The following is an 8713-nucleotide window of genomic DNA, read 5'->3' as shown; positions in this document are numbered from 1 at the left end:
GGGTGTCAGCACCTCGTCCGGGCGCTCAAAGTCTTTGGGGGGCGGCCTGCGAGCGGGGGGCTCGTGGCGGCCGGTCCGTGTGTAACGACCCGGGGCTCGAGGCCATTCCCGGGGGGCTTGGCGCCTGCGGGCGGGTTGCTCGTGGCGGCCGGTCCCTGTGTAACGACCCGGGGGGCGGGGTCATTCCCGGGGGCTGACGATCCGCGGTGAGCGGGGCTCGTCGCGCCGGGACCGTGTGTAACGACCGGCGGTGCGGGGTCATTCCCGGGGGCTGGCGATCCGCGGTGAGCGGGGCTCGTCGCGCCGGGACCGTGTGTAACGACCGGCGGTGCGGGGTCATTCCCGGGGGCCGGGGGGCGGTGACCCGCCTTTGCTCTGCTTCAACCGAGGAAACACCTGCCGTCCGATAATCGGACACCGGGTGTTTCCTGGGTTGAAGCAGAGCAAAGGACGCGAGGTGATGGGGCCCGACCCGACGGGCGGCGGGCGGCGGGCGGTGACCTGAGCTTCTGGCGATCGTCCGGGGGCCACGACCGCCGACGCGCCACCGACTCCCCGCCCACGGGGCACCGGGTCACCTCGTGAAGACACCCATAGCCGGACATACCACCGGGCGGCGCGATCGACGGGGGCGCAACCGAGGGATGATCCGACTCGACATCGCCGAAGTTGGGGTGTCCGGGGTCGGTTGACGGCGCGGTATCGGCGATCTCGTGTCGATCGCGCCGGCATGGCCGGTAGGGCTGATGGCCAGACGGGCGTATCGGGTCAGCGCAGGCTGGCAAATGCCTAATATCGGGGCAGGAGCCTAGAGGAGGTTGGCATGACCACGGCAATGGAGATGCCCCGAGTCCAGGAATGTGTCGTCGCGGCATGCGCGTACAACCAAGGCGGCGACTGCCACGCCTTCGCGATCACCATCGGCAGCATGGACCACGCGCACTGCCACACCTTCGTCGAGTCACCCGTCCGGGGCGGGGTGGACGGCCTCACGGCGCAGGTCGGCGCCTGCCAGCGTTCCGACTGCCGGCACAACGAGCAGCTGGAGTGCCACGCCTCGTCGATCAAGGTGGGGCCGGACAACGACCTGGCCGACTGCATGACGTACGCCGGCCGCTGATCCCTCCGACGGAACCGGTCATGGCAGGTCGTTGGCCTGCCGGATGACCGTCACCAGGTCGTCGACGATCCCGGTGAGGGCGAAGTCCTTCGGGGTGAAGACCCGGGCCACCCCGGCGGCGAGCAGGGTGTCGGCGTCATTGGCGGGGATGATGCCGCCCACCACCACGGGCAGGTCCGCCCGGCCGGCGGCACGCAGCCCGTCGAGCACCGCGGGCACGGCCGCCAGGTGTGAGCCGGACAGCACGGACAGCCCGACCAGGTCGACGTCCTCCTCGACGGCGGCGGCGATGATCTGGCCGGCGGTCAGCCGGATGCCCTGGTAGACGACCTCGAAGCCGGCGTCGCGGGCGCGTACCGCGATCTGCTCCGCGCCGTTCGAGTGCCCGTCCAGGCCGGGCTTGCCAACGAGCAACCGCAGCCGTCCGCTGCCCAGCTCGCGGGCGGTGGCGGCAACCCGCTCGCGGACCGCCGCGAGACCCGCGTCGCCGCCGCTGCCGGTGGCGCCGGACAGGCCGGTCGGCGCCCGGTACTCACCGAAGACCCCGCGCAGCACGCCGGCCCACTCCCCGGTGGTCACCCCGACCCGCACACACTCCAGGGTCGCCGGCATCAGGTTGGCGGTGGTCGCGGCGTCCGCGCGGAGCCGGGCCAGTGCCGCGTCGACCGCCGCGCCGTCCCGCCCGGCACGCCACTCGCGTACGGAGGCCACGGCTGCCGCCTCGACCAGGGGATCGACCTGTTCGACGGCCTCGGCGCCCGCCGCCGTCAACGGGGATGATTCGGTCTCGGCGAAGCGGTTGACGCCGACCACCACGTCGAGTCCGGACTCCATCCGGCGGCGGCGCTCGGCCAGCGAGGCGACCAGCGCGCTCTTGAGATAGCCCGTCTCCACGGCGGCCACCACACCGCCCATCTCCAACACGGCGTCCAGCTCGACGCGCGCCCCGACGCCGATCTCCTCGACGAGTGCGGTCATCACGTGCGAACCGGCGAAGAGGTCGGGGTATTCGAGCAGGTCCGACTCGTACGCCAGAACCTGCTGCATCCGGAGCGACCACTGCTGGTCCCAGGGCCGGGGAAGACCGAGCGCCTCGTTCCAGGCCGGCAGTTGCACGGCACGGGCGCGCGCGTCGCGGGACATCGTCACGCCGAGCATCTCCAGCACGATGCGCTGGATGTTGTTCTCCGGCTGCGCCTCGGTGAGGCCGAGCGAGTTGACCTGTACGCCGTAGCGGAACCGCCGCTGCCGGGCCTCGGTGACGCCGTACCGCTCCCGGGTGATCTCGTCCCACAGCACGCCAAACGCGCGCATCTTGGCGGTCTCCTCGACGAAACGCACCCCGGCGTTGACGAAGAACGAGACGCGCTGCACCACGTCACCCATCCGCTCGGCGGGCACCTGACCGGAGTCGCGGACCGCGTCGAGGACGGCGACGGCGGTGGCCAGCGCGAAGCCGACCTCCTGCACGGGCGTCGCGCCAGCCTCCTGGAGGTGGTACGAGCAGATGTTGACCGGGTTCCACCTCGGCATCGTCGTCAGGGTGTGCGCGATGACGTCCGCCGTCAGCCGCAGCGAGGCCGCCGGCGGAAAGATGTAGGTCCCCCGGGACAGGTACTCCTTGATGATGTCGTTCTGGGTGGTGCCGGAGAGCAGGTCGGCGCTCGATCCCTGCTCGGTGGCCACGGCCGCGTAGAGGGCGAGCAGCCACATCGCCGGGGCGTTGATGGTCATCGAGGTGTTCATCCCGGCGAGCGGGATGCCGTCGAAGAGAGCCCGCATGTCGCCGAGGTGGGCCACCGGCACGCCGACCCGGCCCACCTCACCGGCGGCCAGCTCGTGGTCGGGGTCGTAGCCGGTCTGGGTGGGCAGGTCGAAGGCGACCGACAGGCCGGTCTGCCCCTTGGCGAGGTTGCGGCGGAAGAGCGCGTTGGTCGCGGCGGCCGACGAGTGGCCGGCGTACGTGCGCATGACCCACGGGCGGTCCCGCTCGGGCAGCCGGCTCGGCGTCTCATCCATGGCCGGAGTCTAAGTTACCGTTCAGTAGAAGAGGTTGTGGAAAACCACACAGGTCCATGTCGAGGACGGCCGGGTGCGAAGCGCCCGCTGTGTCGCGGACCGCCACACCCCGGGCACCCGCGGATCGCCGCCAGGACGCACACTGGACGGCATGGATGACGAGCTGGCCATCTCCGTCCGAGGGCTGCGCAAGGCGTACGGCGACAACGTGGCGGTGGCGGGCGTGGACCTCGACGTCCACCGGGGCGAGGTTTTCGCGTTGCTCGGCCCGAACGGCGCGGGCAAGACCACGACCGTGGAGATCCTGGAGGGCTACCGGCACCGGGACGCCGGCGAGGTGACCGTGCTCGGCGCGGACCCGGCCCGACCGGACGCCGGCTGGCGCTCCCGGGTCGGCATCGTGCTCCAGGGCACCGGCGAGTTCGACGAGCTGACCGTGGCCGAGGTGGTTCGGCACTTCTCCGGGTTCTATCCCGACGCGGACGACCCCGCCAAGGTGATCGAACGGGTCGGGCTGGCGGCGAAGGCGAAGGCTCGTACGCACACCCTCTCCGGCGGGCAGAAGCGCCGCCTCGACGTGGCGCTGGGCATCATCGGCCGCCCCGAGCTGCTCTTCCTCGACGAGCCGACCACCGGCTTCGACCCGGAGGCCCGCCGGGAGTTCTGGGAGCTGATCCGCGACCTCGCCGCGGCCGGCACCACGATCGTGCTCACCACCCATTACCTGGACGAGGCGGAGGCGCTCGCCGACCGGGTCGGCGTGATCGCCGGCGGCCGGCTGGTCGAGGTGGCCGCGCCCAACCGGCTGGGCAACCGCCAGGATGCGCTCGCGACGGTCTCCTGGCGTACCCCGGAAGGGACGTGGGAGAGGGCGCAGAGCGCGACGCCGACGGCCCTCGTGGCCGACCTGGCCGCGCGCTACGGCGGCGAGGTCCCCGGGCTCACGGTGACCCGGCCGACCCTGGAGGACGTCTACCTCACGATGATCGGACACGCGCGATGACGACCACGACGAAGCCGGCGACGCCGGTCGCCGCGACCTCGGGCCGACGGCCGGGCGTCGGCACGCTCGCCCTACGACAGGGCCGACTGGAGATCACCCAGTTCCTGCGCAGCCGGGAGTCCGTGGTGTTCACGATGGGCTTCCCCATCATCATGATCCTGATCTTCGCGTCGATCTTCGACGGGACGATCGGCGGCGGCGTCAAGTTCACCCAGTACTTCATCACCGGCATGATCGCGACCGGCCTGATGACGGTGAGCTTCCAGAACCTCGGCATCTGGATCCCGATCGAGCGGGACCGGGGGGTGCTCAAGCGCTACCGGGGCACGCCGATGCCGAAGTGGGTCTGGTTCGCCGGCAAGGTGATCATGGTGGTGGCGATCGGGATCGCCGAGACCGCGCTGCTGCTGGCCGTCGCGGTGGCGCTGTTCGATCTCGACCTGCCCGGCACCGCCGCGAAGTGGTTCACCTTCGGCTGGGTGTCCGTGCTCGGGGTGACCGCCTGCACCCTGTGCGGCATCGCCATCTCGTCGCTGGCCCGCACCGCCCGCAGCGGTTCGGCCGTGGTGACCCCGGTCGCGCTGGTGCTCCAGTTCATCTCCGGGGTGTTCTTCGTCTTCACCGACCTGCCCACCTGGATGCAGCAGGTGGCGGCGTTCTTCCCGCTCAAGTGGATGTGCCAGGGGCTGCGGGCGGTCTTCCTGCCCGAGAGCTTCGGGGCGCAGGAACCGGGCGGCTCCTTCGAGCTGGGGCGGGTCGCGCTGGTACTGGCCCTGTGGTGCGTGATCGGGCTCGTGCTCTGCCTGACCACCTTCCGCTGGACCACCAAGCGCGACGGCTGACCGGACGACCGGGGCGGGCATCCCGCCCCGGTCGCGCCACCAAGTCAGTACGTGTAGAAGCCCTTGCCGGTCTTACGGCCCAGGTCACCGGCGGTGACCATGCGCTGGAGCAGCTCCGGCGGGAAGAACTTCTCGTCGGCCGTGTCGGTGTAGATGTTCTTCGAGGCGTGCAGCAGCACGTCCACGCCGGTCAGGTCGGTGGTGGCCAGCGGACCCATGGCGTGCCCGAAGCCGAGCCGGCAGGCGGTGTCCAGGTCCTCGGCGGACACCACGCCCGACTCGACCAGCTTGACCGCCTCCATGACCAGGGCGGAGATCAGCCGCGTGGTGACGAAGCCGGCGATGTCCCGGTTGACCACGACGACGGTCTTGCCGATCTCCTCGGCGAAGGCGCGCGCCGTGTCGAGCGTGGCGTCGCTGGTCTTGTAGCCGCGTACCAGTTCACAGAGCTGCATCATCGGCACCGGGGAGAAGAAGTGGGTGCCGACGACGGCCTCCGGCCGCTCGGTGACCGCCGCGATCTGGGTGACCGGAATGGCCGACGTGTTGGTGGCGAGCACCGCGTCGGACCGGCAGATCTTGTCCAGCGCCCGGAACACCTCGTGCTTGATCTCCAGCCGTTCGAAGACCGCCTCGACCACGATGTCCGCGTCCGCCGCGGCCTCCAGGTCGGTGGTCGGCGTGATCCGCGCGAGGGTCGCCTCGACGTCGGACGCCTCGATCTTGCCCTTCTCGGCGAACTTCTCCAGCGACTTCCGGATGCCGCCGAGCCCCCGGGTGGTGGCCGCGTCGTCCAGGTCGCGCAGCGTCACCTGCCAGCCCTCCTGCGCCGCCACCTGGGCGATGCCGGAGCCCATCAGCCCGGCCCCGACGACCGCGAGTCGACCCGCCATCTGCTTCTCCCTCGCTGCGATTGAGTGCCTGCCTGCACCCTAGTCGGCGAGCTGAACGACGACTAAGGGCAGGTGACGGATCCACGACTCGCCGGAGCGAACAAACTCCCGAGTGGGTGCATCGAACCCTACGACAACCAACAAGTGGCAACAGCCAGGAGCTCATGATGCGCGCAACGTCCATGGTCGGAACCCTCACCTGCCTCCTGCTCGTAGCGGCGTGCTCGTCGCCCGCGCACCAGGACGGCAACGCCGCGCCGGCCGGCTCGCCCGACCCGACCACCAGCGCGGCCGCCACCGGCAGCCCCACTTTTCCGACCCCTTCCGCCTCGTCGACGCCGTCCGCCCGGCCGTCCAGCGACGCGACCCGCCCCACGTCGCTCGTCCTGGGTCCGAACGGCATCGGTTCACTCAAGCTCGGCATGACCCGTCAGCAGGCCACCGGGACGGGACTGCTACGGGCGTTCGGAAACAACGGGGGCGGCTGCGCGCCGGCGCAGCTGCGCGCCGCTCCGAGCGATGATGCTGTCGTCCTCCTCTCGCCGACGCTGGGTATCGCCACCATCGACGCGTACGAGGGGATCAAGACGCCCGAGGGTGTGCGCATCGGCATGTCGAGCGCCGAGATGCTGCGGATCTACCCGGACTGGACGAGGGCCGACGGAGACGCGACGAACGGCCGCGGTTTCGCGAAGACCCCCGGCAACAGCAAGGCCGTCTACCGCATCGAGATGAACAAGGGCAAGGTCAGGCAGCTGACCCTCCAGTACGCGAACCAGGACTGCTACGAGTAGACGGACCCGAAACGGCCGGCCTGCGGCGCCAGCGCGCTGGACAACCGCAGGCCGGCCAGGATCTCGTCGGTCAGGTCCGCGTCGCCGACCTGCTTGATCTGCAGGTAGACGCCGTAGCGACGCTGCGGCACGGCGATCACGACCTCGCTGAACGAGACGGAGGCGGCACACGAGGTCCACCGCCGTACCAACGCCCGGTCGCCGCCCACGTCCACGGTCCGGTCGGGCTGCTGGACGCAGGAGGCGTGGCTGGGTAACGCCGGCGCCGGGTCGCCGCCGAGCAGGGCCCTGCTCACCCCGACGAACACACCGGGCATCCCACTCGCCGGATCCGGCCAGACGGCGAGATCCGGGGCGACCACGAGGCCCGGCGCCTGGCCGGCCGCGAGGCGCAGCACCGAAGGGTCCCAGCCGGCGTCCTTCACCTGGCCGGCCCAGTTCGCCGGCACCGCGACCGAGAGGGCGCCGGAGACATCGTGTACGCGAACCCACCCGGACCGTTCCGACAAGGTGGAGCTGGAACCGGTCGTCGCCAGCAGGGCGCCCAGGGCGACCCCGACGCCGACGACCCTCCCCAACTGCCGCACGAACCGACCACGGCCGGCCTCCCGCTCCGTCGACGCGATGACCCGCTGGAGTTCCTCGAGCATCACCGCGGCGGACGCCCAGCGTTGCCGCGGGTCGGGATGCAGCGCACGCCGCACCAGCTCGTCCACTTCGGAGGGGACTCCGGGCCGAAGCTGGGACGGACGGGGGAGAGCGCGCCCGGCCCGGCCCGATCGGCTGCCGCCGGACCGTGCCGGGTCGGGCGGCCGGCCGGTCAACATGTGGTAGGTCGTCGCGCCGATCGCGTACACGTCCGCGCGGATGTCCAGACCGCCACCGGCGGTGGCCTGCTCGGGCGGCATGTAGCCGGGCGTGCCGGCCGCGATCGTGAAACCGGACGCGTTGGCGAGCGCCTTGGCCAGGCCGAGGTCGGCGACGAGCACCCGATCCCGGCCCGCGGCCGGCTGAAACAACACATTGGACGGCTTGAGATCCCGGTGCAGCACGCCGGCCTCGTGCAGCACCATGACGGCGCGGGTGATGTCGGCCGCGACGAGCAGCGCCTCCCGGACCGGCATCGGTCCCGAGGCGAGTCGATCCGCGAGAGTGCCACCGGCCGCGTACGGCATCACCAGGTACGGGCGTCCGTCCGGCAGCTCACCGACGTCGAGCACCCGCACGAGCAGGCTCGAATCCGTCCGCCGCATGATCCGCGCCTCCTGCTCGAACCGCTCCCGCAGATCGGAGTGGTACGACCAGTTGTCGGCCAGCACCTTGATCGCGACTGAGGCGTCCAGAGCATCGTCGGCGCCGAGCCACACGGTGGCGAACGCTCCGGATCCGATACGCCCTACAACGCGGTATCGGCCGATCTTGCCGGGTACTGACACGCCCGTATTATGGCCGACTAAACGCTGAGGAACGGGGCCTGAGCATGCCAGACGATCTTGATATCGAGGAGCTGGCGGATCGTGCCGCCAAGGGGGACGCCGCCGCACTCGACGCGTTGCTGATCAGGATCGGCCCGCAGGTCATGCGGCAGTGCCTACGCCTCCTGCCCTGCCGGCAGGACGCCGAGGAGGCGTGCCAGGACGCCCTTCTGCAGGTCGCCCGCAAGATTGACAGCTTCGCCGGCCGGTCGAAGTTCTCCACCTGGCTGCACATCGTCACCGCCAACTGCGCCCGACAGACGTATCGGAGCCTCAAGCGCCGGGCCGAGGAGCAGTCCATGCCCGTGCTCCCGCTCGACACCGCTGACCCCCGCACCACGAGCGTGATCGCCGGTTCCCGGCTCGACCTGCTCGACGCGCTGGAACGGCTGGAGGCGCACCGACCCGAACTGGTCGCCCCGCTCGTACTGCGTGACCTGTGCCAGTTGACCTACGACCAGATCGCCGACCACCTCTCCATCCCGGTCGGCACCCTGAAGTCACGCATCCACGACGCACGACGGCACGTGCGCGCCTCCCTGCAAGCCACCTGAGACCGGGAGAGGC

The 8713-nt window shown here is 70.8% G+C and carries 8 protein-coding genes; 5 read left to right on the top strand and 3 right to left on the bottom strand.

What is annotated here, in order from left to right; genetic code table 11:
- Window positions 1-823 precede the first annotated feature (823 nt).
- The gene (locus ABZ272_RS27815; RefSeq protein WP_355052875.1) at window positions 824-1120 is read left to right on the top strand and encodes a DUF1540 domain-containing protein; all 297 of its coding nucleotides are present in this window, start codon (window positions 824-826) and stop codon (window positions 1118-1120) included.
- Between the two features lie 18 nt (window positions 1121-1138).
- On the opposite strand, the gene ABZ272_RS27810 is transcribed toward ABZ272_RS27815, so the two are convergent.
- A complete protein-coding gene (locus ABZ272_RS27810) occupies window positions 1139-3139 on the bottom strand; it encodes a protein meaA (protein WP_355052874.1) in 2001 nt (666 codons plus the stop codon).
- Window positions 3140-3290: 151 nt separating this feature from the next.
- Here ABZ272_RS27810 and ABZ272_RS27805 point away from each other — a divergent pair, with 151 nt between their 5' ends.
- A complete protein-coding gene (locus ABZ272_RS27805) occupies window positions 3291-4142 on the top strand; it encodes an ABC transporter ATP-binding protein (RefSeq protein WP_355052873.1) in 852 nt (283 codons plus the stop codon).
- On the top strand, window positions 4139-4984 hold the full coding sequence (locus ABZ272_RS27800; protein ID WP_355052872.1) for an ABC transporter permease: 846 nt from the start codon (window positions 4139-4141) through the stop codon (window positions 4982-4984). The genes ABZ272_RS27805 and ABZ272_RS27800 overlap by 4 nt, the downstream gene beginning before the upstream one ends.
- Window positions 4985-5028: 44 nt before the next feature.
- Here ABZ272_RS27800 and ABZ272_RS27795 read toward each other — a convergent pair whose 3' ends face one another.
- Window positions 5029-5877 carry a 3-hydroxyacyl-CoA dehydrogenase family protein gene (locus ABZ272_RS27795; protein ID WP_355052871.1) on the bottom strand — a complete coding sequence of 283 codons (849 nt, stop codon included), beginning with the start codon at window positions 5875-5877 and terminating at the stop codon, window positions 5029-5031.
- A gap of 167 nt (window positions 5878-6044) precedes the next feature.
- On the opposite strand from ABZ272_RS27795, the gene ABZ272_RS27790 reads away from it, so the two are divergent.
- On the top strand, window positions 6045-6671 hold the full coding sequence (locus tag ABZ272_RS27790; RefSeq protein ID WP_355052870.1) for a hypothetical protein: 627 nt from the start codon (window positions 6045-6047) through the stop codon (window positions 6669-6671).
- On the opposite strand, the gene ABZ272_RS27785 is transcribed toward ABZ272_RS27790, so the two are convergent.
- Window positions 6662-8107 (bottom strand): serine/threonine-protein kinase, encoded by a 1446-nt coding sequence (locus tag ABZ272_RS27785; RefSeq protein ID WP_355052869.1) that lies wholly within the window; start codon window positions 8105-8107, stop codon window positions 6662-6664. The genes ABZ272_RS27790 and ABZ272_RS27785 overlap by 10 nt on opposite strands.
- A 44-nt stretch (window positions 8108-8151) precedes the next feature.
- Between ABZ272_RS27785 and ABZ272_RS27780 the strand changes: the two genes are divergently transcribed.
- A complete protein-coding gene (locus ABZ272_RS27780) occupies window positions 8152-8700 on the top strand; it encodes an RNA polymerase sigma factor (RefSeq protein WP_355052868.1) in 549 nt (182 codons plus the stop codon).
- Window positions 8701-8713 lie beyond the last annotated feature (13 nt).

This window comes from Micromonospora sp. NPDC005979 (assembly GCF_040614415.1).
Classification (GTDB): Bacteria; Actinomycetota; Actinomycetes; order Mycobacteriales; family Micromonosporaceae; genus Micromonospora.
This window is presented reverse-complemented; position numbering and strand designations above follow the sequence as displayed.